The sequence below is a fragment of the Thalassospira australica genome, from assembly GCF_000763295.1.
GTDB classification, from domain to species: Bacteria; Pseudomonadota; Alphaproteobacteria; order Rhodospirillales; family Thalassospiraceae; genus Thalassospira; species Thalassospira australica.
In genome coordinates, this window is record NZ_JRJE01000001.1 from 84,390 (window position 1) to 106,902 (window position 22,513).

Sequence of the window (22,513 nt, forward strand, 5' to 3'; positions counted from 1 at the left end):
TTGATCAGGAGGAAGCGTTTATGAAAACGTTTACGAAATATCTGGGGGCCGCCTGTATCTTGGGCCTTGGTTTGGCATCGACCGGTGCAATCGCACAGGAAAAAATCAAGATCGGGGTTTCAATCCCGGCGGCAACCCATGGCTGGGCCGGTGGCCTGAACTGGCATGCCGAACAGGCTGAAAAACGTATCGAGGCAACCCATCCCAACATTGACGTGATTGTTGTCAGTGCAAATGGTGCAACCGAACAGGCCAACGACCTTGAAGACCTTGTTTCGGTTCAGAACATTGATGCACTTGTTGTGCTGCCGTTTGAGTCCGATCCGCTGACCGTTCCGGTACAGCAGGTCAAGGAAGCCGGAAAGTTCGTCACGGTTGTTGACCGTGGGCTTTCGCTGCCGGGCATCGAAGACGTTTACGTTGCCGGTAACAACCCGCAGCTGGGCCGTGTATCGGGCGAATACATCCGTAAACGCCTGAACGACGAGGGCAAGATTGTTGTCCTGCGCGGCATTCCGACCACGATTGATACCGAGCGCGTAGATGCGTTTGTCGAAGCCATTGAAGGGTCGAAAATCGAAATCCTTGATATGAAGCATGCCAACTGGAACCGTGATGACGGTTATGAGGTCATGCAGGATTTCCTGTCGCGCTTCCCGGAAATCGACGCGGTTTGGGCACAGGATGATGATATTGCCCTTGGCGTGATCGAGGCGGTCAAGCAGGCCGACCGTACCGATGAACTGTTCATCGTTGGTGGTGCGGGCATGAAGGACATCATCAAACGTGTGATGGACGGTGACGAACTGACCCCGATTGATGTTCTGTATCCGCCGGCAATGATCGCAACGGCGATGGACATTACCGTGATGAAGTTCACCTCGAACGCACCGGTCGAAGGCCGCTACATTCTGGGCGCAACTGTTGTGACCCAGGAAAATGCCGAGAACTTCTATTTCCCGGACAGCCCGTTCTGATCGGGATGTGAAATCTATTGCGTCGGGCGGTTCCGCCCGACGCAAACCTTATCCACAAGAATTCTGTCAAGACGCAGTCAAAGAGGTCACAGATGAAAACGCTTAAGGGACCGGCAATTTTCCTTGCCCAGTTTGCAGATGACGAAGCGCCGTTCGATAGCCTTGATTCCATTGGCCGATGGGCAGCATCACTTGGCTATAAGGGTGTGCAAATTCCCAGTTGGGACAAGCGCCTGTTTGATGTCGAAAAGGCTGCTGAGAGCAAAGATTACTGCGATGAGGTGATCGGAATACTTGCCACGCATGGTGTGGCGCTGACCGAACTTTCGACCCATTTGCAGGGGCAGCTTGTGGCTGTGCACCCGGCCTATGATGAGATGTTTGACGGTTTTGCCGTCCCCGAAGTTCGCGGCAATCCGAAGGCCCGGCAGGAATGGGCGGTTAATCAGGTCAAAGCCGCCATCAAGGCATCACGCCATATGGGCATCAATGCGCATGCAACATTTTCCGGTGCCTTGGCCTGGCCATATGTTTATCCGTGGCCCCAGCGTCCGGCTGGTCTGATCGAGACCGCCTTTGATGAACTTGCCAAGCGATGGACACCGATCCTGAATACCGCCGAGGAGGCGGGCGTTGATGTCTGTTATGAAATTCATCCGGGCGAGGACCTGTTTGACGGGACGACATATGAAATGTTCCTTGAGCGGGTGAATAACCACAGTCGTGCGAACATCTTGTACGATCCGAGCCACTTTGTGCTTCAGCAGCTTGATTATCTTGATTTCATGGATATTTACGCCGATCGTATCCGCATGTTCCACGTCAAGGATGCCGAATTCAATCCGACCGGGCGTCAGGGTGTTTATTCCGGCTATCAAAGCTGGGCCGGGCGTGCGGGACGGTTCAGGTCGCTTGGCGACGGGCAGGTCGATTTTGGTGCGATCTTCTCGAAACTGGCGGCGATGGATTTTGACGGCTGGGCCGTGCTGGAATGGGAATGTGCGCTTAAACATCCCGAAGATGGTGCCCGTGAAGGGGCCGAATTCATCAAGAACCATATCATTCGTGTGACCGAAAAGGCCTTTGACGATTTCGCCGATGGCGGCACGGACGAGGCGGCAAATCGCCGTATTCTTGGTCTGGATTAAGTTTGCCCCGGCAGGCAAGCATGATTGAACACAGTTAGAAATCTGGAGACAGACATGAGCAAACCTTCCACTCCCGGTCGTCGCATCCGTCTTGGCATGGTTGGTGGCGGGCATGGGGCCTTTATCGGTGCGGTACACCGGATCGCAGCCCGGCTTGATGATCGCTATGAACTGGTCGCGGGCGCATTGTCATCGAAACCCGATGTTGCGGCGGCATCGGCAGCCGAGCTGTTTATCGATCCTGATCGCAGCTATGACAGCTTTGAAACCATGGCACGTGCAGAGGCAGACCGCGAAGACGGCATTGATGTCTGTGCGATTGTCACGCCCAATCATCTGCATTTCCCTGCTGCTATGGCGATGCTGGATGCCGGTATTCATGTCATTTGTGACAAGCCGCTGTGCATGACAGTGGATGAGGCAGAGCAAATTCAGAAAAAGGTTGAGCAAACCGGATTGCTGTTTGCGCTGACGCATAATTACACCGCCTATCCGATGGTGCGCGAAGCCCGCAAAATGGTCAGTGACGGAAAGCTTGGTGATATTCGCCTTGTTCAGGTCGAATATCCGCAAGGCTGGATGGCAACGCGGGTTGAAGATACCGACAACAAACAGGCCAGCTGGCGTGCCGATCCGGCAAAGGCCGGAATGGGCGGCGCGTTGGGCGATATCGGCACCCACGCCCATAATCTTGCCGGGTTTGTTTCCGGTCTGGAAATCAGCGAATTGTGTGCTGATGTTGATGCCATCGTTCCGGGCCGCAAGCTTGATGACAATGTGCAGATCCTGTTGCGCTATGAAAATGGTGCACGCGGGATGCTGTGGGCAAGTCAGGTTGCCGTGGGCCATGAAAACGGTCTTCGTCTGCGGGTTTATGGCGACAAGGGCGGAATTGAATGGGCGCAGGAGCATCCCAACCACCTGCATTTCAGCCCCCTTGAGGGACGCCCGGAATTGTTGACCCGTGGTGGCGCCGGAATTGGTGCCGAGGGGCTTCGCGGTGTGCGCGTACCGCCCGGACATCCGGAAGGTTACCTTGAAGGGTTTGCCAACCTGTACAGCGATTTTGCCGACCAGCTTAATGCCCATATTAACGGCACGACTGCTGATGCGGGATCGCTTCTGGTGCCTGGTGTGGTCGAGGGGCTTAAGGGCATGAAATTTGTTGAGGCCGTCGTTCGATCCGGTCGGGACGGGGCCGTTTGGGTCAAAATGTGATTGGGGCTTACATTCTGTAAATCTGGGGATTACCGAATGTGTGTCACCAAGCATTGAATTGAGAAATGGGTTCTTCCCGACCGGCGTCTTGCCGGCCACATTGCCGCTGCCTCATATCAAGGGCAGCGGCCTTTTTTTATCCTGCCTTGCGCCGATTCTATCGGATTGTGTCAAGAAGTGTATACATTGGCATGGTGAAATCAGGGCGCAAATATTGCGGCGTTTCAAAGATGTTTGACGCAATTTTTTATCATTAAAATCAAAATGTTAACCGGGAAATTGTGCGTATTAACGTAGCGTGATGTTGTCACTGGTTTTCCACGAAGTGAAAAAGAATTGCTGCTTGGTTGATCGCCTATTGCTGCTTTTTCCTTATAGGTGTTTCCTTGGATCATAAAAAATAACTCTACTTTCAGGGAAAACCGGGGAGCGTCCGCATGCCCGAGAAGCCAAAGCTTCTGATAACGCGCCGTTTACGTGATGCCGTTCAGGCACGCGCAGCGCAGGATTATCAGGTGCTGACCAATGCCGAAGACCGCGTCTTTTCACGCGCGGAACTGATCGAGAAATGCAAGCAGGTCGATGCTGTCCTGCCGTGCCATTCCGAGCATTTTTCTGCTGACGTGATCAAAGAATTACCCAAAACCCTTAAAATCATCGCAAACCATTCTGTCGGGGTGGATCATGTCGATCTGGCGGCCGCAAAGGCGGCAGGGATCGTTGTGACCAACACGCCCGATGTGCTGTCGGATGCCACGGCAGAAATCGCGATGCTTTGTATGCTTGGTGCTGCACGCCGCGGGGCAGAAGGGGATGCGCTGGTGCGTGCCGGGAAATGGGATTTCTGGTCGCCGGCCTTTATGGTCGGGCGTCAGGTTACCGGCAAACGGTTCGGTGTTCTGGGCATGGGCCGCGTTGGTCAGGTTGCAGCAGAACGTGCCCGTGGCTTCGGGATGGAGGTGCATTACCATAATCGCAAACCTTTGCCTGATCATTTGGCCAAGGGGGCGATTTTCCATGACACCATCGAAGATCTGTTTGCCCATTCCGATGTGCTGTCGCTGCATTGTCCGTCAACGCCTGAGACCAAAGGCATCATCAACCGCAAGACAATCGGCTTGTTGCCGGATCGGGCCATATTGGTAAATACCGCACGCGGAAACCTTGTTGACGAGGATGCGTTGGTAGATGCCCTTCAAAGTGGTAAGTTGTTTGCGGCAGGCCTTGATGTGTTCTGTGATGAACCCGGCGGGAACCAACGTATTAGCGCGTTGAATAACGTGTTTCTGTTACCACATATAGGCTCCGCAACTGAAGAAACGCGTGACGCGATGGGCTTTCGCGCACTTGATAACCTGGATGCCTATTTTCAGGGAAAAGAACCCGGTGACCGGGTTGCATAAACAGGCGGGATAACCGCCGGAATTCAGTTAGTTCAAGGTTTTAAAAATAACAAAATGCGTGCCGTTTTTTGGAGTCCCGAAACGGATCAAGCGCATCAAACATGATCTTCAATTCTGAGGTCAGGGGCTTTTGAGGCTGACAATTACCGTGTGTTTTCGACAATGGTTGTCGGGAAAAGACGGTATTTCTGGGAGGAAAATGGATATGAAAACCAAGTCAGACGACATGAAATCCAAGGAAGTATCCCGCCGTTCGTTCCTTACCAAAGGGGCGACCGGGGTGGTTGCAGGTGGTGCAGCAGCAACAGGCATGTTTGCCGCACCTGCAGTTCATGCGCAGCCAGCACCGATGGTGCTGAAAATGCAGACGTCCTGGCCATCATCCGACATCTGGATGACGTTTGCCCAACAATATGTTGACCGTGTTGAAGCCATGTCCGGTGGTCGTTTGAAAATCGACCTTCTGCCGGCTGGTGCCGTTGTCGCCGCTTTCCAGGTTTTGGATGGTGTGAATGACGGTGTGATTGATATCGCCCATTCCGTTCCGGTTTACTGGTACGGCAAGAACAAGGCGGCATCGCTGTTTGGTACGGGCCCGGTCTTTGGCGGTTCTGCAACCACCATGCTGAGCTGGTTCTATGCCGGTGGCGGTGAAGAGTTCTATCGCGAACTGATTCAGGACGTGATGGGTCTTGATATTATTGGTCTTCTGGGCTTCCCGATGCCAGCACAGCCGTTTGGCTGGTTCAAGGAGCCGGTAAATTCGGTCGCGGATATCGAAGGCTTCAAATATCGTACTGTGGGTCTGGCAGCAGATCTTCTGCAGTCGATGGGCATGTCGGTTGCGCAGCTTCCGGGCGGCGAGATCGTGCCGGCAATGGAACGTGGCGTGATTGACGCGTTCGAATTCAACAACCCGTCATCGGATATGCGTTTCGGGGCACAGGACGTTGCGAAGAACTACTATCTTTCTTCGTATCACCAGGCGTCGGAAAGCTTTGAATTCCTGTTCAGCAAATCGCTGATGGAAGATATGGATCCGGATCTGCAGGCCATCCTGCGCCATGCGGTTGAGGCGGCTTCGACCTCCAACACTGCATTGGCAATGGACAACTATTCTGCCGATCTGCAGAAACTTCAGGACGAAGGTGTTGAAGTTCACCGGACCTCGAAAGAGATCCTGGCTGCACAGCTTGAAGCCTGGGACAACCTGATCCCGACGCTTGAAGAAGATCCGTTCATGAAGCGTGTTCTTGATAGCCAGCGTGCATGGGTCGAACGTGTAACGTTCTACGAACTGATGAACTCGCCTGATTATCAGCTCGCATATGACCACTACTTCCCGGGCAAACTGAAGCTCTGATCGACCTAACCGGTTTTTCAGTGTTTCGATGACCCTGGCTGCTCCGCCTGCTGCGTTATTGCGGTGGGCGGAGCGGTCACGATGCGAACGGACAGGATTTCATGATCGGATTTATTGAATTCGCGGACAAGCTGTCGGCCTGGTTTGGCAAAGCCTTTGGCTGGTTGATCATCCTCATGACGCTTGGCATGAGCTATGAGGTGGCGTCGCGATACCTTTTTAATGCACCAACCACTTGGTCACTTGATGTGTCCTTCATCATGTACGGGACGCTGTTCATGATGGGTGGGGCCTACACCCTGTCGCGTGGCGGGCATGTTCGCGGCGATTTCCTTTATCGCCTGTGGAAGCCCAGAACCCAGGCCAAGGTTGATCTGGTTCTTTACATCTTTTTCTTCTTCCCGGGCGTGACCGCCCTGATCCTGTCGGGCTGGAAATATGCAGTCCGGTCGTGGGGCTATGGGGAAGTAAGTGTGAACAGCCCGGCGGGCGTTCCGATCTTTCAATTCAAGGCGGTAATCATTGCGGCGGGTATTCTTCTGTTCATTCAGGGCATCGCACAGGTGATGCGTTGCATTTTGTGTATCCGTGAAGGGTACTGGCGCAATGCTGATGATGATGTTCAGGAAACCGAAGAATTGCTGATGAAACAGCGCGTGACGAAGGAAGACTGATCAATGACGGATTTCCTGCCATTCGCGAAACACGCCCCCGAACGGAGCAGCCAAAGTGATTGACGCACATGTCGCCCTGATGATGCTGGGCATCTTTATTTTATTGGTATTTCTGGGTTTCCCGGTTGCCTTCACCCTGATGGCACTGGGCATCGGGTATGGGTATTACGCCTATTTCGATGCGGGTCGGATGTGGCGATCCTTTAACCGTCTTGCCGAAGACAGTGACACCCTGACATCCGCGTTGACGTGGTTTGAAGGGGCTTTCAACAACCGAATATTCGATCTTTTCATCAACCAGACATACACGGTGATGTCCAACGAGGTCCTGACAGCGGTGCCGCTGTTCTTGTTCATGGGCTATATCGTTGAACGCGCCAATATTGTGAACCGGTTGTTCTCGACGCTGAATATTGCGGCGCGCAACATCCCCGGATCGCTTGGTGTTGCTGCCTTGATCACCTGTGCGCTGTTTGCAACCGCGACCGGGATTGTCGGGGCGGTTGTGACCCTGATGGGGATGCTTGCCCTGCCAGCGATGCTTAAAGCGCGCTATGACAAAAGCTTTGCATCGGGCATCATTTGTGCGGGCGGGACACTTGGTATCCTGATCCCGCCGTCGATCATGCTGATTGTCTATGCGGCAGCATCGGGTGTTTCGATTGTGCGCCTTTATGCCGGTGCGCTGTTGCCGGGACTGACGCTTGTCGGGCTTTATCTTTTGTATGTGATGGGCCGTGCAATGTTGCAGCCCAAAGCAGCCCCGCGTCCGACCCCAGAAGAAGTGCCCGAAGTTCCGTTGCCCAAGGTTCTCTGGATGCTGGCGACCTCGTTCTTCCCGCTGGCCTTCCTTATTCTGGCTGTGCTTGGGTCGATCCTGTTTGGTTTGGCAACCCCGACCGAGGCGGCATCGATCGGTGCGCTTGGCGGCATGGTTTTGGCAGCGTCCTATCGTGCGCTGACCTTTGATCGGTTGCGTGAGTCGGTTTATCTGACGGTGCGGACCTCGGCGATGGTGTGCTGGCTGTTTGTCGGGTCTTATACCTTCTCGTCGGTGTTCTCCTATCTTGGTGGTGAACATGTGATTGCCGAGTTTGTTGGCGGGCTCGATCTGACGCCGCTTCAGTTCCTGCTGCTTGCGCAGTTGATTATCTTCCTGTTGGGCTGGCCGCTGGAATGGTCGGAGATCATCATTATCTTTGTGCCGATCTTCCTGCCGTTGTTGCCGCTGTTTGATATCGATCCGCTGTTCTTTGGTATCCTTGTGGCGCTCAACCTGCAGACATCGTTCCTGACTCCGCCCATGGCCATGTCGGCCTATTACCTTAAGGGGGTGGCACCAAACGGGATATTGTTGACCGATATCTTCAAGGGCATCATGCCGTTCCTGTTCATGGTGATTGTCAGCATGGTTCTGATGTACACTTTCCCTCAGATCGTATTCCACCTGCCTGACCTGTTCTATGGCGCGCGGTAAGGGAAGCTTGAGATGAGTGAGATCAATCCACTACTGACACTTGATGTTGTCGATCTGCGCGACCGCCTTGCCAGCGGGGCGGTGCGCGCAGTCGAATATGTCGAGGCATGCCTTGCGCGCATTGCCGAGATCGAACCACAGGTGCAAGCCTGGGCCTGGCTTGACAGCGATCATGCCATTGCCCAGGCACGTGCCCTGGATGCCCGGCGTCAGTCCGGCGCACCGATTGGCCCGCTGCATGGGTTGCCAGTCGGGCTTAAGGACGTGATCGATACGGCGAAAATCCCGACGTCAAACGGAACGCCACTTGACGCGGGACGGGTGCCCGAAGAGGACGCTGTTTTGGTCAGCCGTCTGAAAGCGGCAGGGGCGATTATCATGGGCAAGACGGTTTCGACCGAGCTTGCCTTTATGCATCCGTCCAAAACGCGTAACCCGCACAACCCGGACCATACACCGGGTGGGTCATCTGCCGGATCGGCGGCGGCCGTTGCCGCGGCCATGGTGCCGTTGGCCGTTGGAACGCAAACCGGCGGGTCGGTTATCCGCCCTGCGGCGTTCTGTGGGGTGGTCGGGTTCAAACCGACATTTGGCGCGATTGCCCGAACCGGGGTGCTGAGCCAAAGCCCCAGCCTTGATACCATTGGCGTGTTTGCCAATTCGGTCAACGGGGCGGCATTGGTTGCCGAAAGCCTGTTTGGGCATGATGCAGGTGATCCTGCAACGACCCCAAGCCCGACACCGCGTCTGTTTGACGTCGCCAAAGGCAAGCCGCTTGTCACACCGATGTTCGGGTTTGTCCGACCACCACAATTTGATGATGTGGCGGATGAAGAAACCGTGATGGCGTTTCGTGAAGTCACGGGGATGCTTGGTGATCAATGCTTTGAGGTGCCGCTGCCCAAGGCATTTGATGATGCGGCAAGTTTACGCGCGCAGATCAACTTTGCCGAAATGGCAAAGGATTTCTATGCCTATGAAAAACGTGGACGCGATCAGTTGTCGCCTGAAATCGTCGAGGCGATTGACAAGGGCAATGACGTCAAGGCGCGTGATTATCTTGCCGCCCTTGATTGGCGCAAGGTTCTGAATGCGGGGCTTGATGAAGTGTTCAACCGCTGTGATGCGATTATCACGCCAGCAACGCCGGGACCGGCGCCTGCGAACCTTCAGACAACCGGCAACCCGATCTTTAACGGGCTTTGGACATATTGCGGAACACCGGCTGTGACCATACCGGTGTTGTGGGCACAAAATGGCATGCCGATGGGCATACAGCTTGTTGGGCGGGTTGGCGATGATGCGCGTCTGATGCGAACTGCAAACTGGTTGAAAACATTCCTTAACAGTCAGGAGGCCGCGTGATGCAGAGCACTCTTTTAACCCGGATTATGGCGCTGCTATCCTTTGCAATCCTTGTCGGGTTTGTCGGCATTCTTCTGGGATATGTGCCGCGCTGGGACCTTGCGATCATTATTGCCGTTACTGTTGGTCTTGCCGGCTGGGATATCTGGCATGTTGCAATGGGCCACAAGGAAGACAAACACTGATCCAACAGGGGGAAAACCCCCTGGGGATGCAAGCAAACTTGCGGGGCAGGAAGCACTTCCTGCCCCGTTTTTTACGCGGTTATTTCCGTTCGGGAGAATCGACAAGATTTTCAATCGGCGTGATTGACGTGGTTTTGACTTTCTTGGTGACGATATAGGTGAAATAGCGGTCAATGCCGATATTGGACACCAGAAGTCCGTCGATCAGACGTTGATAGGCATCAACGTCATGACACAGCACCTTGAGCATGTAATCCACCCCGCCGCCCAACGCATAGCATTCGACGATTTCGGGGATGTCCTGAACGGCTTTTTCAAAAATCTGGAAGTCATCATGCTGATGATGGCGCAGGGTGACTTCGGTCAGGACCAGCGTTGGTTTGACCAGTTTTTCCAAGTTGATATGGGCGTGATAGCCCGAAATGACGCCAAGGTCTTCAAGGCGTTTCAAGCGTTCCCAGCATGGGCTGGGCGAAAGGTTCACCGCCTCGGCCAGTTTGACCTTGGTGATGCGCCCTTCGCGTTGCAGGGTTTTGAGGATTTTCAGATCCAGCTCATCAAGCCTGATCATGTTCAGAGTACCTCGGCAATCACAATCAGACAGTCACCTGTCTTGATCAAACCCGGGAAATGGCGGCATGACACGATGCCATCGCGCGGTGCAAAATATTCGCGTGGCGGTGTACCTGTGCGTTCAACATCATAGATGCGTGCGATCAGCTCGCCCTGTTTGACCATCTCGCCCAAATCAACACAGGGCTCGTAAAGGCCGGATGTTTCGGATGCGACAAAGCATCGGTCATCGGGCATATCAAGCATTGTCGTGTCTTCGGGGGCAGCTTCAAGTTCGCCTGTCAGAATGCCGGCATGGATCAGAAGATTGCGCACGCCGCGATCGGCAATGGCAACGCGTTCTGCGGTGGTTGATCCGCCACCCCCCAGTTCGGTGGTGACAAAGGTTTTGCCAGCTTCTTCGACGACGGTGTCAAACATGCCAACCGCATCAAGTTCAAGCATCATCATGGCATAGGGCGCGCCAAAGGCCTTCATGGCGGCCACACAGCGGGCTTCCTGTTCCTTGTCCGGCAGGACGTGGGCGGCGGCAAAGGGAATGAAATCAAGCGTTTTGCCGCCCGAATGAATATCAAGAACGATGTCGGCCTCTGGCACGAGATGACGCAACACATAATCGGCGATTTTTTGCGTGACGGTGCCATCAGGTTTGCCCGGATAGGACCGGTTCATATTGCCGGCATCAATCGGGGATGTCCGCGACGCATTGCGAAACGCCGGGTAATTCATTGCCGGCAAGATGATCACGCGTCCGGTAATTTCGGACGGGGATAATGCCCCGGCCAGTTTGAACAGGGATACCAGTCCTTCGTATTCATCGCCGTGGTTGCCCCCTGTAAGAAGGGCGGTGGGGCCATCGCCATTGCGGACCACGGTGATCGGGATCATCACAGCACCCCATGCGGAATCATCACGCGAATAGGGCAACTTCAAAAAGCCGTGGTGAATGCCATCCTGATCAAGAGGGATCGTCGGGCTGATGGGTGATGGTTTTGTCATGGTCGTGTCCTTAAAGAGCCTGGCGCCGCGACCGCCGTTGCCAGGCTGTGGCATCTGGAGCCGGACGCTGCAGGCATTATCTGGCAGCGTCCGGCGGTTTCAGGCGGGCTAGTTCTTGACGAAAAGCTGCCTTGGATAGCTGGTCAGCGTTTTGCTGCCGGTTTCCGTGATCATCATGCTTTCGGTGATCTCGATGCCCCAGTCATCAAACCAGAGGCCCGGCATGAAGTGGAAGGTCATGTTTGGTTCAAGAACCGTACGGTCACCGGGGCGCAGGCTCATGGTGCGCTCGCCCCAGTCCGGCGGATAGGACAGACCGATCGGATAGCCACAGCGGCTGTCTTTTTCGATGCCGTATTTCTGCAAAACGCCAAAGAAGGCATTGGCGATGTCTTCACAGACGTTGCCCGGTTTGGCAGCTTCCAGCCCGGCCTGAAGGCCTTCGATCAATGCGCTTTCGGCATCAAGGAAGCGTTGATCCGGCTCGCCGAGATAGATCGTGCGCGACAGCGGCGCGTGATAACGGCGATAGCACCCGGCAATTTCAAAGAAGGTCCCGGCGTCGCCCGGAATGGGTTTTTCATCCCAGGTCAGGTGCGGGGCGCTGGCATCCTGGCCGGATGGCAGAAGCGGCACAATGGCGGGATAGTCACCGCCAATGCCATCAACGCCGGCGATCCCGGTACGGAAAATTTCCGCGACCAGTTCGTTCTTTTGCATGCCCGGTTCGACGATTTCAAAAATGCGCTCATGCATGTTTTCGACGATGCGGGCCGCCTGACGCATATAGAAAATCTCTGTCTCGGATTTAACGGCACGTTGCCAGTTCACAAGTGCGGTCGCATCCGAGAATGTTGCGTTTGGCAAATGGGTTTGAAGCTGCAGGAAAGCCTTGGCCGAGAAATAGTAGTTATCCATTTCCACGCCAATGCGCCGCGATGCCCAGCCACGATATTCGATCACCTCGGACAGATAATCCATCGGGTGATGCGTGGTCGATTGCACATAATAATCTGCATAGGGAATGATGCGATCATGGGGCATGTAAACCGTGCGTTTTGCACCATTGGCGTCCTGAGAACGGCCAAACCAGATCGGATCATCTTCAATGGGTATAAGCACACATTGATGGACATAGAACGACCAGCCGTCATAGCCGGTCAGCCAGGCCATGTTTGACGGATCAGTCACGATCAGAAGATCGATTTCTTTTTCCACCATGGCTTTTTTGGTTTTCTCCAGGCGTTCGGTGTATTCCTCACGCGTGAAATTTAATTCAACCTGGCTCATCGCAGGCCTCCTGATAAAGGTGGGTCCAGACCCTGTTTCCCTTTGTTGTTAAGAATTAATCTCGACCCCTGCACCAACTGCATTGCAGCGGCTCCGGGCGAGGGTGGCGATAGCGGTGTCCTGTACACCGGTTCCGGTCAGGTCACAAATCGTAATCTGATCGGCAGAAGTTCGGCCCGTCATTGATTTGGCAATGATCTGACCAAGTTCGGGGAATGTGGCGTTCTTATCGGCAATTCCGGCAGTCAAGGCGTGATGAAGTTCGCCAAGAATGCTGGTCTGTGCCTGACTGTCGCAAACATAAAGATCAGCCGTCCCGATCAGGGCTGGATCAATTTCGTTTTTATGTTCGGCATCCGATCCCATGGCCGTTACATGCGTGCCCGGCGTGACCCAATCGGCCCTTAGAACCGGGTCGCGTGATGGGGTGGTTGTGACGATGATATCAGCATGCTGTGCTGCATCCTTGCCGTCACTGGTTGCGCTAACGGGGATGCCCAGTTCGAGCGATGCCTTTTTGGCGCAGGCTTCGGCCTTGGCAAGGTCGCGTGCCCAAATCGTGGCCGATGTAATATCGCGCACAAGGGTCAGCGCCTTGAGCTGCAAGCGGGCCTGAACACCTGCGCCGTAAATGGCGGCATGTTTGGCATCAGATCGGGCCAGATGCTTGGCGGCAACCCCGCCTGCGGCGGCAGTGCGGATATCGGTCAGATAACCGTTATCAAGCAGCACCGCTTCGAGCATGCCGGTTTTTGAGGAAAACAGGTTCATCAAACCATTTACAGATGGCAGGCCCAGTTTGGGGTTATCAAAGAAGCCCGGGCTGATTTTGATGGCAAAGCTGTCGATGCCCGGAACATAGGCGGTTTTGACATCGACCTCGCCATTATATTCATCAATATCCAAGCGCAGGATCGGGGGCATCCGGACATCTTTGGTCGCCAGTGCATGGAACGCATTTTCCACACAGTCAATTGCATCCATGTCCAGATCAATGACCTTGTGCAGGTCGGTTTCTGTGAGAATTCTGATTTCGGGCATGTCGGTTACTCCGCCATCAGGTCGACGTCTTCGCCGCCGACAATGCGTTTGTGTAAATCCATATCGATGTTGCACCCGGTGGTCAGCACAACGGTCCGACCGGGGTTGTCGACCAGTCCGGCCCGAAGGGCGGCAATGCCAACCGCGCCGGAGCCTTCGATCACCTGTTGGTCATCAAGATAGGCGGCACGAATGCCATCGGCGATCTGGGCTTCGTTGACCAGTACGAAATCGTCGGTCAGATCCCCGCACATATCAAAGGTGTATTGGTTCTGTTCGCCAATGCCGCCGCCAAGACTGTCTGCGAGTGTCGGCAGTTCCTTGACCGCGGTGGGTTTGCCTTCCTGAAGGCTTGTGATCATCGCACAGCCGCGTTCCATCGTAATGCCAACCACCCGGATCATCGGGTTGACCGACTTGGCCACCAGCGCCACACCGGCAAGCAGCCCCCCACCGGACAGCGGCACCAGCAAGGTGTCGACATCTGGCAGGGCTTCGATGATTTCAAGGCCAAGAGTTCCCTGACCTGCAATGACATCGGCATGGTCAAAGGGGGGCAGCATGATCATGCCTTCGTCCTTCACCAGGCGGTCGACTTCGTGTTGTGCTTCATCCTGTGATTGACCAATGATGCGCACTTCCGCGCCCTGGGCACGGATGCCATCGACCTTGTTTTGCGGGACAAGTTCGGACATGCAAATCACCGACCGGACGCCCGCGTTTCGCGCGGCATAGGCAAGGGCACGGCCATAGTTCCCGGTGGATACACCGACAACGCCTTTGGCCTTTTCTTTATCCGTCAGGCGCAAGACGGCATTGGCCGCACCACGCAGCTTGAAACTGCCAGTGTATTGTTGCTGTTCGCATTTGAGCCAGACCGGGCTGCCGACGTGATCAGACAGGCTTGCTGACGGACGCAACGGCGTATGGATCACATGACCCGAAATGGTTTTACGGGCAGAAAGAACATCAGCAAATGTGATGGGGTCTTTCATGGGACCTCGACTTTTTTCTATGGTTTTGAATCTTGATCAAACAGGGTTCCGAACCCTGTGACCGGTTTTGCGTAGTTCATCAGTTGCAAAGCATGCCAGACCAATGCCTGGTTGCTTGTAATCACGGGCTTGCCCAGTTGTCGTTCGGCTTCTGCGATAATCTCGGCAGACCGAACCGCCGTGCAGGAAATGAACACCGCATCGGCATCGGATGTGTCGACCTTAAGCGCCCCTTCCAGCAGGGCCGTGGGGGGCAGCGATGTCATGTCCAGATCGGTATCAAGGCCAAAGCCCATAATACGGGTGACATCAAATCCCCTGGCGCGGAATTCGTCTGCCACCGATTGGGTCACATCGGCAATATAGGGGGTCAGGATGGCAATTTTTTGTGCGCCAACGGCATGCAGTGCCATTTCACTGGCCAAAAGCGGGTTGGTGACCTTGGCACCGGGCATGCCCTGATTGATCAGTTCGCCAATTTTGTCCGAACCGGTGACAGCAGTGCCCGACGTACAGCCGAAAATGGCAACATCAACGCCATAACCGGGCAGCAGTGTTTTGGCCGCACGCGGCAAATCAGCGGCCATTGATTTCAGGTTTTCAACCGTCACAGGGTTGGCATTTTCGATGCGGGTGGTGAACAGACGTATATCAGCGGGCAGGATGCCACGCAGGTCATCCTCGCTGTTAAAATCTGTTGCCAGTGTGATCAGGCCAATGCGTCCTGCCGGTCCGACCGGATCAGGAAAATACGACACATCTACCGGCTCTGGCGTGACCGCATGGGAAACGGACATCATCCTGAACTCCAGAAGCGGGTCGTCCTTGCCATTTTGGCAGGACGACCCTGTTTCAAATTTTAAAGTTGCGTGTATCCGGGCGTGCCCGGGATTTTATTGCCTGATCCTGATCAGTGGAATGCAAGTTCAGGCAGGAACAAGGCGATCTGCGGCACGAAGATCAGGATCACCGCAGCCAGCAACAACATAATGATGAAGGGCGGTGTTCCGCTGATGACTTCGGCATAGGGTCGCCTGAAGATTGCTATGGCGGTAAAGATATCGCACCCGAACGGTGGCGTTGCAGAGCCGATCGCAACCTGCAGGGTCACAAGCGTCCCGACCAGAACCGGATCAAGTCCCGCTGCATTGACCAGCGGCATGAAGATCGGGGTCAGAACCAGAATGACAACAATCGGGTCAACGAACATGCAACCCACAAAGAAGGCAATGCAGATTGCCGCCAGAATGATGTAGGGATGCGCGCCTTCAAGTCCCAATGCGCCGATCACATGTTGCGGGATCTGGGCAAAGGAAATCACAAACGAGAACGTCGTCCCGGCACCGACCAGAATGAAAACAACGGCGGTAATCAGGCCGGTTGAACGGGCAATCGATAGCAATTCTGACCATTTGACCGATTTGAAGACCAGAACTTCAAGGATCACGGCATAGACCACGGCGACTGCGGCAACCTCGGTCGGGCTGACCCAGCCAAGATAAATGCCGCCAACGATCAGAACCGGGAACATGATGGCCGGTCCGGCATTGATCACGGCTTTGCCGCGTTCGGCCCAGGTCATGCGCGGGATGGTCGGGATGTTGTTCTTTTTGGCGTAGTACATGCAGTACAGCGAGAACATGATCAGGATGAGAATGCCCGGACCAATACCGGCCAAGAACAGCTCCCCGATCGAGACTTTGCCAACTACACCAAACACGATCATGCCAATGGACGGCGGGATCAAAAACGCGATGTCACTGGCATTGATGATCAGCGCCATGGCGAATTTGTCTTCGTAGCCAGCCTTGAGCATCTTGGGGCGCAAAGGCCCGCCCATGGCAACCACGGTTGCCTGCGTTGATCCCGAAACAGCCCCGAACATGGTGCAGCCAAGGGCAGTGGTCACAGCAAGGCCGCCACGAACATGGCCGACAAAGGTCATGGCAAGGTCAATCAGCCGGTTGGCTGTATGGCCCTTTGTCACGATATCGGCGGCAAAGATAAACATGGGCACTGCGATTAGTGCGACCGGTGAAATGCCCGTGACCATCTGCTGAATGAGAATGCGTTCCGGGATCGGCATGTAAAACAGGAATGCGACGACACTGGCAGTCGCAAGCGGCACCATCATGGGGAAGCCGAGCACAAGCAGTACAAGCATCACCAGAAGGATTGTCGTTCCTAAATCCATTTTTCTGTCCCCCTACAGATGATGCTCGTCGGCGTCACTAAAAGTATCCTCAACCTGATAGGACAGGTGTGTCCCGGGTTTGAGGATATTGGTCAGTGCGGCCAGAACAAACTGGATGCCGGTAACACACAAACCAAACGGCACGATCAGGACTGTGAGGTAATAAGGAATGCGCAACGCTGGCGTCAGCCGGTTGGACGTCATCAACGAGGATACGTAATCAATCGAATACCACGCCAAGAGGAACAGCAGACTGGCTGTGCCCAATGTAATGATGATCATCATGACCTTGCTTGCGCGCGGCCCCAGCATATCGGTAAAGGCGGACATGCGAATATGGCGGCCCATGCGGGCGGCTTCGCTGATGCCGACAAACGTCACAAGAATGATCAGAAACTGATTGAGCTCTTCGGAGAAGAAGATGCTCGAATTGAACCCCAAACGCATGATCACATTGGCGACGGTATTCACCGCCATGATCACAATGCTCCATCCAAGAAGCTGTCGCTCGACCACGGATAAACCGTGATCAAGTTTTCTCAGAATACCCAGCGCCCCGCCACTTGGAGCGGGGGCCTCCCCATTAGAACCTGACATAGAACCTCCTTGATGCGCGTGCGAGACATTGTTGTAAAACGATCTATGTGGTTGATGGTTCCCCCCACACGGGATGCCGTTCGCTTCGCGCCAGTTATGCCAGAATAAAAACGCTTTGTGGCGGTTCAATCAGATTTTTGTCATGAGACAAAATCAATACATGACGTCGAAGCCGTGTACGCCCGGCATCTGATCCATTGTATGGCGGATTTGGATCAGGGCGCGATGCGTTGTCGGTGTGTCTGGTGCCCCGCCAAGGCAAAGACGAATGGCGTTCGGACGGGGGACTTTTACCGTCATGAACGGGTCGGAAATCGTAACAGCCACGCCGTTTTTGCGCAGTTCAGAGGCAAACCATTCTTCCTGCCAGTGTTCGGGGATTCGGACCCAGGCGCTCAGGGATGTGGGGTGATGACGCACGACCGCATCCCCCAGAATTTCTGCGACAAGAGCTTGTCGTTCACGCATCAAGGCACGTTGGACTGTGACGGCCTGTTCAACGGTTCCATCGGCAATCCAGCGTGCGCCGATCTCTGCCATCAACGGAGTCCCCATCCATCCGGTGACGCGCAAAACGCTGCTGGCACGAATTGACAAGTGTTGGGGCACGGTCAAAAAGCCGGTTCGAAGTCCGGGCATAACGATTTTGGTCAGGCTTGAAACATGGAAGCCGAGTTTGGGCAGAAAGCTTGTGATCGGCGGCAGGTTTTCTTCAAGAAGTGGTCGATAGACGTCATCCTCGATCACGTAGACGCCGTAATGTTCGGCGATCTCGGCAATCTGTTTGCGCCGTTCCAGACCCATCAGGCAGTTTGTCGGGTTGGTGAAGATCGGTGTGACGACAAGGGCACGGATCTGACGTTGTTTGCATTCGCGCTCGAACGCGTCGGGCAGGATGCCTTCGTCATCGGTTGGCAGTGCGCCGAGTTTAAAGCGCAGGATACTCGCCGAGCCGATAACCCCATGGTCCGTCAGGCTTTCTGTTAGCACCACGTCATCAGGTTGCACGATGGTCGACAGGGCGGTGAAGACGCCCTGGGCGGCGCCATTGGTGATCAGGATATTGGGAACTTCGGCGTCTACCCCCATGCTTGCAAGCCAGCTTCGACCAATCTCGCGGTGGTATTCAAAACCCGCAACCGGTCGGCAACTTTCCATCCAGCTTTGATGAGGTTCGTCGGCCAGTTTGGCATGCATCTGGCGCGACAGGTCTGTGTGAAAGTCGGTAAATGCCGTGCGCACGATCGAGAGGTCAATCACATCTGGCTGGCGGCTGTCGAGGATGAAGGATGACGCACGGTCGGTCAGGCGCGCCTGAACAAATGTTCCGCGCCGGCGTTCAGAGCGCAGATACCCCTGACGTTCAACTTCCTTATAGGCCGCACTTACTGTTTGCACGCTGACTTTTAGGCGGTAGGCCAGCTCACGGTGCGTTGGCATTCGAATTTCATGCCGCAGTCTTCCGGACTCGATATCGGTAATGATTGCTTCGACAAGCGTTTTGTATTTCGGACCAGTTTCGCCGCTGAGGTCGATTTCTGGTAGCCACATGACACAATTTCCATCCCTGATGTTTTTTCAGACCCTAACATGGCTGGCGGTCGGATGTGTAGGCGTTACTGTTAATTTGTCATGATACAAAACTAGCATTGACCTGATGCAGGAACATTTCAACACTTTGCGCGTTTATGACTCTGAAATTTAATTTAGCGCTGCCGATTGTAGGCCTAATCGCCCGTCGTTGCGCGCGACAACCAGGGAGACTTCGATATGAGTTTGAACAAACTTCTTAAGGCGACTCTTTCTGCTGCTGCCCTGTTTGCAGTAGCCGGAACCGCCGCCCACGCCGAGGAATGGAAATTCGCCCACGAAGAAAGCCCGGGTGATGTCCAGGATCTTTATGCACAGGAATTCAAACGTCTGGTCGAAGAAAAGACCGATGGCGATGTGACCGTTACCATCTACACCTATGGCCAGTTGGGTACAGAGAACGACATTACCGAGCTGACCGCTGCGGGCGCTGTTCAGTTCTCCAACGCGTCGCCGGGCCATCTGGGTACTTTCGTTCCGGAAATTCAGGTTTTCGGCGTTCCTTACCTGCTGTCGCAGGATAACGAAGTGAACAAGAAAGTCCTGTCGTCCAGCCCGACCATCTATGAAGGCCTTTCCAAGGATTTCGAGTCCAAGGGGCTTAAGCTTTATACCATGTATCCGGAAGGTGAAATGGTCTGGACCACCAAGAAAGCGGTCGAAAAACCGGCTGATTTCGACGGTGTGAAATTCCGTGTGATGACATCGCCGATCCTGATCGAAACCTATAAATCGTTTGGTTCTGATCCGGTTGCCCTGCCGTGGGGTGAAGTTTATTCCGGTCTTCAGACCAGCGTGATCGACGCACAGGTCAACCCGATCTTCTTCGTTGAAAGTGCGAAATTCTACGAAGTGACCGATTACCTGATCTATGCCGGTCAGCAGCAGTACACCACCACCGTGGTATCAAATGCCGCCTTCTATGATGGCCTGTCTGATGAGCGCAAAGAGATGCTGGCAGAAGTTAAAGCCGAACTGGACGACTTCATCTATGACGCCCAGACAAAAGCAAACGAAGAAGCCCTTGCACGCATCAAGGAAGCCAAGCCGGAAATCGAAGTTATCCGTCTGAATGAAGAACAGCGTTCGGTCTTCAAGGAAGCTTCCAAAGGCGTTGGCGCAAGCCTTGTCGAAGAAGTCGGTGGTGACACCGAAGAAGTGCTGAAATCGCTTCGCGAAGAATTCGGTACCGCGATGTAATTCGACGTCCCCGATTTAACGGGATTTCGCAAAACCCCCGCAGGCGATGCTTGCGGGGGTTTTTGTTTGTCCTGGCCTACGGGTTCTGACGCCAGGAAATCCGGACAGGAAGGTTTGTTGATACACCCTTGGGATGCTCACAACATCAAGCGTCCCGCGTCTAACACGTGCCCTTTCCGATGATCGGACTGTGGTGATGAAACTGACGTGAAAGGATCTGGCTGTGAATATGTTCAACCTGCTTCACGGTGTCCGCGATGCTATCTTCCCGGCGATTATGTTTGCGGTGCTGTTGCTTGGAACGCTTGTGACCGCGCCAAAAGCCGAGGTTCGCAACCCCAATGGTGTGCCGATTTCCAAAGCCGAGCTGGCCGAGAAATCGCCGGATGCGGCAGAGGTGACCGTAGAGGATGCGCTGAGCAATTCTGCGAATCCCGACGTCGTTGCCGGGGTGACCAACACGGCGGCTGCGCCCTATTTGAATCTGTCTGGATCTGATGGTTCCGGGTCGATCTGGTGGAAGCCAGCAACGACCGGCGGAAATGCCGAAATCAAACTTACAATCATCAATGCATCGGGCAGCCCGACAGGCAGTTGCACGGTGTCGTCAAAAAAAGGTTCTGATGGCAAGTTTGAGACCAACTGCTGATGCGCTGGATTTCCGGTGCTCAGGCATAAAAACAGGGGCCGGTCATGGGCCCGGCCCCTGTGTATCGCCACGTCGGGAAGAAGGAATGACGCGGCGAATATGGGTGATATCGCAGTGATATCAGTTTGGCTTATTTGCCAGCGGCAACTTCGTCGGCAACCGCATCAACGGCCTGTTTGGCGATGTCGATGACTTTGTCGACTTCAGCTTTGGTGATGTTGAGCGGCGGTGCGAAGCCAAGGATGTCACCATGCGGCATGGCACGGGCAATCATGCCACGCTCAAGGCAGGCAGCCGATACACGCGGACCAATTTTGGCATTCGGGTCGAAACGCTCTTTCTTGGTTTTGTCGGCAACAAATTCAAGTGCTGCCATCAGGCCAACACCACGTGCCTCGCCAACCAGCGGATGTTCGTTGAAGGTTTCCCGCAGGCGTTTCTGGAAGTACCCACCCGTCTCAGCCGAGTTGCCGGTCAGGTTTTCACCATCAACGATATCAAGGTTGGCATTGGCCGCAGCCGCACAAACCGGATGCGCGGAATAGGTCCAGCCATGGCCGATCGGGCCCATCTGATCAGAACCCTGTTCAAGGACTTTCCAGACGCGCTCACCAATAATGACGCCCGAAAGCGGCAGGTAACCCGATGTCACACCTTTGGCAATGGTGATCAGGTCCGGCTTGATCCCGTAATGCTGGGAGCCGAAATACGACCCGGTACGACCAAATGCGGTGACAACTTCGTCAGCAACCAGCAGAACGTCATATTTGTTCAGAACGGCCTGGATGGCTTCCCAGTAGCCTTCTGGCGGGGTGATGATGCCGCCCGTGCCCATGACCGGCTCGCCGATGAAGGCGGCAACGGTTTCGGGGCCTTCGCGCAGGATCATTTTTTCCAGATCATCGGCACAGCGTTTGGCGAATTCGGCTTCGGTTTCACCGGCCTCTGCATTCCAGTAGTGATGCGGGCAGGTGGTGTGCAGGATCGGCGCACGCGGCAGATCAAATGCATTGTGGAAGGCAGCAAGGCCGGTCAGGCTGCCGGTCATGATGCCAGAGCCATGATACCCGCGCCAACGCGAGATGATTTTCTTTTTCTGCGGCAGGCCGCGAATGTTGTTGTAGTACCAGATCAGCTTGATGTTGGTTTCGTTCGCATCCGATCCCGACATGCCGTAATAGACGCGCTGCATGCCTTCGGGCGCGCTTTTGATGATACGGTCTGACAGGCGAATGATTGCTTCGTTACTGTGCCCGACATAGGTGTGGTAATAGGCAAGTTCCTTGGCCTGGGCATAGATCGCATCGGCAATTTCGGTACGGCCGTAGCCGATGTTGACGCAATAGAGACCGGCGAACGCATCGAGGCTTTCGCGGCCTTCGGTGTCATGGATGTAGATGCCCTTGCCGCCATTGATGATGCGGTTGGGGGTTTCGCCGTCGGCGTGCTGACGCATATGGGTCGAGGGGTGCATGACGTGCGCCCGGTCCATTTCCTGCAGATCAGCAGTGGTGTTTTTGATGACATTCATTTTCATTCTCCCATGTGAATGCTGTGGTGGCGCCAAGTGCGCAG

Annotated in this window: 21 protein-coding genes; 11 read left to right on the forward strand and 10 right to left on the reverse strand. The window is 54.7% G+C overall.

Annotated features, from left to right (window positions below; all coding sequences use genetic code 11):
* Positions 1–20: 20 nt before the first annotated feature.
* The 9 genes from JF44_RS0100370 to JF44_RS0100410 all read left to right on the forward strand — a co-directional run bounded on the left by JF44_RS0100370 (position 21) and on the right by JF44_RS0100410 (position 9,810).
* Positions 21–977, forward strand: a complete 957-nt coding sequence (locus tag JF44_RS0100370; RefSeq protein ID WP_033066973.1) for an ABC transporter substrate-binding protein — start codon at positions 21–23, stop codon at positions 975–977.
* 92 nt (positions 978–1,069) lie between these two features.
* Positions 1,070–2,125 (forward strand): sugar phosphate isomerase/epimerase family protein, encoded by a 1,056-nt coding sequence (locus tag JF44_RS0100375; RefSeq protein WP_033066974.1) that lies wholly within the window; start codon positions 1,070–1,072, stop codon positions 2,123–2,125.
* Positions 2,126–2,179: 54 nt separating this feature from the next.
* Positions 2,180–3,343, forward strand: a complete 1,164-nt coding sequence (locus JF44_RS0100380; protein WP_033066975.1) for a Gfo/Idh/MocA family protein — start codon at positions 2,180–2,182, stop codon at positions 3,341–3,343.
* A gap of 437 nt (positions 3,344–3,780) precedes the next feature.
* Entirely contained in the window at positions 3,781–4,746 is a 966-nt protein-coding gene (locus tag JF44_RS0100385; RefSeq protein ID WP_033066976.1) for a 2-hydroxyacid dehydrogenase, read from the forward strand.
* Positions 4,747–4,951: 205 nt separating this feature from the next.
* Entirely contained in the window at positions 4,952–6,109 is a 1,158-nt protein-coding gene (locus tag JF44_RS0100390; RefSeq protein ID WP_052065310.1) for a TRAP transporter substrate-binding protein, read from the forward strand.
* Positions 6,110–6,210: 101 nt separating this feature from the next.
* Positions 6,211–6,783: a TRAP transporter small permease subunit gene (locus JF44_RS0100395; protein WP_033066977.1), complete on the forward strand. Its 573-nt coding sequence runs from the start codon at positions 6,211–6,213 to the stop codon at positions 6,781–6,783.
* Positions 6,784–6,838: 55 nt separating this feature from the next.
* A complete protein-coding gene (locus JF44_RS0100400; protein ID WP_033066978.1) occupies positions 6,839–8,260 on the forward strand; it encodes a TRAP transporter large permease in 1,422 nt (473 codons plus the stop codon).
* Positions 8,261–8,272: 12 nt separating this feature from the next.
* The gene (locus tag JF44_RS0100405) at positions 8,273–9,625 is read left to right on the forward strand and encodes an amidase (RefSeq protein ID WP_033066979.1); all 1,353 of its coding nucleotides are present in this window, start codon (positions 8,273–8,275) and stop codon (positions 9,623–9,625) included.
* A complete protein-coding gene (locus JF44_RS0100410) occupies positions 9,625–9,810 on the forward strand; it encodes a hypothetical protein (RefSeq protein ID WP_033066980.1) in 186 nt (61 codons plus the stop codon). Before JF44_RS0100405 ends, JF44_RS0100410 begins: the two co-directional genes overlap by 1 nt.
* Before the next feature lie 79 nt (positions 9,811–9,889).
* On the opposite strand, the gene JF44_RS0100415 is transcribed toward JF44_RS0100410, so the two are convergent.
* From JF44_RS0100415 to ehuR, 9 genes are all read right to left on the reverse strand, one after another.
* The gene (locus JF44_RS0100415) at positions 9,890–10,381 is read right to left on the reverse strand and encodes an Lrp/AsnC family transcriptional regulator (protein ID WP_033066981.1); all 492 of its coding nucleotides are present in this window, start codon (positions 10,379–10,381) and stop codon (positions 9,890–9,892) included.
* A 2-nt stretch (positions 10,382–10,383) separates the two neighbouring features.
* Complete coding sequence (gene doeB / locus JF44_RS0100420; protein ID WP_033066982.1) at positions 10,384–11,382, reverse strand: N(2)-acetyl-L-2,4-diaminobutanoate deacetylase DoeB; 999 nt, start codon at positions 11,380–11,382, stop codon at positions 10,384–10,386.
* Positions 11,383–11,490: 108 nt separating this feature from the next.
* Positions 11,491–12,672: an ectoine hydrolase DoeA gene (doeA, locus tag JF44_RS0100425; RefSeq protein WP_033066983.1), complete on the reverse strand. Its 1,182-nt coding sequence runs from the start codon at positions 12,670–12,672 to the stop codon at positions 11,491–11,493.
* Between the two features lie 48 nt (positions 12,673–12,720).
* Positions 12,721–13,713, reverse strand: coding sequence for a cyclodeaminase (locus tag JF44_RS0100430; protein ID WP_033066984.1), 993 nt, complete (start codon positions 13,711–13,713; stop codon positions 12,721–12,723).
* Positions 13,714–13,718: 5 nt separating this feature from the next.
* Positions 13,719–14,708, reverse strand: coding sequence for a hydroxyectoine utilization dehydratase EutB (gene eutB / locus JF44_RS0100435; RefSeq protein WP_033066985.1), 990 nt, complete (start codon positions 14,706–14,708; stop codon positions 13,719–13,721).
* A 17-nt stretch (positions 14,709–14,725) separates the two neighbouring features.
* Positions 14,726–15,508 (reverse strand): maleate cis-trans isomerase family protein, encoded by a 783-nt coding sequence (locus JF44_RS0100440; protein WP_052065295.1) that lies wholly within the window; start codon positions 15,506–15,508, stop codon positions 14,726–14,728.
* A 110-nt stretch (positions 15,509–15,618) separates the two neighbouring features.
* Entirely contained in the window at positions 15,619–16,902 is a 1,284-nt protein-coding gene (locus tag JF44_RS0100445; protein ID WP_033066986.1) for a TRAP transporter large permease, read from the reverse strand.
* Between the two features lie 12 nt (positions 16,903–16,914).
* Entirely contained in the window at positions 16,915–17,499 is a 585-nt protein-coding gene (locus JF44_RS0100450; protein ID WP_238318335.1) for a TRAP transporter small permease, read from the reverse strand.
* 153 nt (positions 17,500–17,652) lie between these two features.
* Positions 17,653–19,050 carry a MocR-like ectoine utilization transcription factor EhuR gene (ehuR, locus tag JF44_RS0100455; RefSeq protein ID WP_033066987.1) on the reverse strand — a complete coding sequence of 466 codons (1,398 nt, stop codon included), beginning with the start codon at positions 19,048–19,050 and terminating at the stop codon, positions 17,653–17,655.
* A gap of 219 nt (positions 19,051–19,269) precedes the next feature.
* On the opposite strand from ehuR, the gene JF44_RS0100460 reads away from it, so the two are divergent.
* Positions 19,270–20,289 (forward strand): TRAP transporter substrate-binding protein, encoded by a 1,020-nt coding sequence (locus tag JF44_RS0100460; protein WP_033066988.1) that lies wholly within the window; start codon positions 19,270–19,272, stop codon positions 20,287–20,289.
* Positions 20,290–20,518: 229 nt separating this feature from the next.
* Positions 20,519–20,938, forward strand: a complete 420-nt coding sequence (locus JF44_RS0100465; protein ID WP_033066989.1) for a hypothetical protein — start codon at positions 20,519–20,521, stop codon at positions 20,936–20,938.
* A gap of 130 nt (positions 20,939–21,068) precedes the next feature.
* Here the strand turns inward: JF44_RS0100465 and JF44_RS0100470 are convergent, their stop codons facing one another.
* Entirely contained in the window at positions 21,069–22,469 is a 1,401-nt protein-coding gene (locus tag JF44_RS0100470) for an aspartate aminotransferase family protein (RefSeq protein ID WP_033067046.1), read from the reverse strand.
* Positions 22,470–22,513: the final 44 nt, after the last annotated feature.

Excerpts from the sequence above, each read along its gene's own strand:
- JF44_RS0100370 (WP_033066973.1), top strand. The coding sequence starts at position 21 with ATGAAAACGTTTACGAAATATCTGGGGGCCGCCTGTATCTTGGGCCTT.
- JF44_RS0100375 (WP_033066974.1), top strand. The coding sequence starts at position 1,070 with ATGAAAACGCTTAAGGGACCGGCAATTTTCCTTGCCCAGTTTGCAGAT.
- JF44_RS0100380 (WP_033066975.1), top strand. The coding sequence starts at position 2,180 with ATGAGCAAACCTTCCACTCCCGGTCGTCGCATCCGTCTTGGCATGGTT.
- JF44_RS0100385 (WP_033066976.1), top strand. The coding sequence starts at position 3,781 with ATGCCCGAGAAGCCAAAGCTTCTGATAACGCGCCGTTTACGTGATGCC.
- JF44_RS0100390 (WP_052065310.1), top strand. The coding sequence starts at position 4,952 with ATGAAAACCAAGTCAGACGACATGAAATCCAAGGAAGTATCCCGCCGT.
- JF44_RS0100395 (WP_033066977.1), top strand. The coding sequence starts at position 6,211 with ATGATCGGATTTATTGAATTCGCGGACAAGCTGTCGGCCTGGTTTGGC.
- JF44_RS0100405 (WP_033066979.1), top strand. The coding sequence starts at position 8,273 with ATGAGTGAGATCAATCCACTACTGACACTTGATGTTGTCGATCTGCGC.
- JF44_RS0100410 (WP_033066980.1), top strand. The coding sequence starts at position 9,625 with ATGCAGAGCACTCTTTTAACCCGGATTATGGCGCTGCTATCCTTTGCA.
- JF44_RS0100415 (WP_033066981.1), bottom strand. The coding sequence starts at position 10,381 with ATGATCAGGCTTGATGAGCTGGATCTGAAAATCCTCAAAACCCTGCAA.
- doeB (WP_033066982.1), bottom strand. The coding sequence starts at position 11,382 with ATGACAAAACCATCACCCATCAGCCCGACGATCCCTCTTGATCAGGAT.
- doeA (WP_033066983.1), bottom strand. The coding sequence starts at position 12,672 with ATGAGCCAGGTTGAATTAAATTTCACGCGTGAGGAATACACCGAACGC.
- JF44_RS0100430 (WP_033066984.1), bottom strand. The coding sequence starts at position 13,713 with ATGCCCGAAATCAGAATTCTCACAGAAACCGACCTGCACAAGGTCATT.
- eutB (WP_033066985.1), bottom strand. The coding sequence starts at position 14,708 with ATGAAAGACCCCATCACATTTGCTGATGTTCTTTCTGCCCGTAAAACC.
- JF44_RS0100440 (WP_052065295.1), bottom strand. The coding sequence starts at position 15,508 with ATGATGTCCGTTTCCCATGCGGTCACGCCAGAGCCGGTAGATGTGTCG.
- JF44_RS0100445 (WP_033066986.1), bottom strand. The coding sequence starts at position 16,902 with ATGGATTTAGGAACGACAATCCTTCTGGTGATGCTTGTACTGCTTGTG.
- JF44_RS0100450 (WP_238318335.1), bottom strand. The coding sequence starts at position 17,499 with ATGTCAGGTTCTAATGGGGAGGCCCCCGCTCCAAGTGGCGGGGCGCTG.
- ehuR (WP_033066987.1), bottom strand. The coding sequence starts at position 19,050 with ATGTGGCTACCAGAAATCGACCTCAGCGGCGAAACTGGTCCGAAATAC.
- JF44_RS0100460 (WP_033066988.1), top strand. The coding sequence starts at position 19,270 with ATGAGTTTGAACAAACTTCTTAAGGCGACTCTTTCTGCTGCTGCCCTG.
- JF44_RS0100465 (WP_033066989.1), top strand. The coding sequence starts at position 20,519 with ATGTTCAACCTGCTTCACGGTGTCCGCGATGCTATCTTCCCGGCGATT.
- JF44_RS0100470 (WP_033067046.1), bottom strand. The coding sequence starts at position 22,469 with ATGAATGTCATCAAAAACACCACTGCTGATCTGCAGGAAATGGACCGG.